We start from the raw sequence: 359 nt of genomic DNA, 5'->3' as shown, positions 1-359 counted from the left end.
TGATGGTTAAAACAAGTGCTCGTGGCCAAGGTGTCAGTAAGAAATTAATGTCACTGATGGAAAAAACGGCATTAGAGCTTAGTTTGCAGTTACTCGTTTTGGATACTCGCTTAGGTGATGTGGCTTCTTTACTATATCGTTCGATTGGCTACATCGAAGCTGGTCAAATTCCAGAGTTTGCGCGTAGTTCTAGCGGAAAGTTAGAAGCAACAGTTTACTTCTACAAGCAATTGTAATTTAACAAACGGCTCAAGAGGGATTGCCAACGCGTGGCGGTTTTAGTGCAAAATTGAAGTTCAGTGTTTACAGTGTGTTTTTTGAGTTCGGCGGTGCGTTGTCAACCCCTTAGCCGGGCGTTA

General features: G+C 43.2%; 1 pseudogene. It reads left to right on the top strand.

What is annotated here, in order from left to right:
• Positions 1-236: pseudogene (locus tag AACR75_RS07165) on the top strand (GNAT family N-acetyltransferase); the annotation flags it as partial.
• Between the last annotated feature and the right edge of the window lie 123 nt (positions 237-359).

The sequence above is a fragment of the Vibrio sp. ZOR0018 genome, assembly GCF_963865925.1.
GTDB lineage: Bacteria > Pseudomonadota > Gammaproteobacteria > Enterobacterales > Vibrionaceae > Vibrio > Vibrio anguillarum.
Note: the sequence above shows the minus strand (reverse complement) of the source record. Positions and strands in the feature narration are given on the sequence as shown.